This window comes from Candidatus Izemoplasma sp. (genome assembly GCF_982632705.1).
Window position 1 is genome coordinate 983 of the sequence record NZ_CEXEES010000118.1, and the last position, 431, is coordinate 1,413.

1 protein-coding gene and 1 pseudogene are annotated in these 431 nt (G+C 42.7%); both read left to right on the top strand.

Annotated features, from left to right (window positions below; all coding sequences use genetic code 11):
• Positions 1 to 220: pseudogene (locus tag AC2LE6_RS09030) on the top strand (hypothetical protein); the annotation flags it as partial.
• 12 nt (positions 221 to 232) lie between these two features.
• Positions 233 to 431: hypothetical protein (locus AC2LE6_RS09035; RefSeq protein ID WP_484478930.1), on the top strand; the 199-nt coding region annotated here is incomplete at its 3' end.

A 431-nucleotide genomic window follows, 5' to 3' on the forward strand; every position in this document is an offset into this window, starting at 1 on the left:
CGCAAACTTAAATAGGTCAAATCAAAATGCTATGCGTACTCAAATGCAGTCCATGTCAACAGAAGACAGGCAAGCTTTTAGAGATAATATGCAATCTATGTCAACAGAAGATAGACAAGCCTTTAGAGATAGTATGGGCGGTGGACAAGGCGGCGGCATGGGCCAAGGTATGCGTGGCGGTTCACAAGGCAGCGGTTATGGCCGTGGCTATGGAAAATGATAGGAGATGCAGATGAACAAATTATTAACCATTAGCCTACTTGCACTTTCAACAGCGACTTTGGCTTTTACTGATAAGGCCGAAGTGCTGAATGTAGAGGAAGTATTCAAAACAAAAATTTACCAAACACCTTATGAAGAGTGCTGGTCTGAAGATATTCCGGTTTATTCCCAACAGGCTGACAATTCATACACCGATGAAATATTTGGCG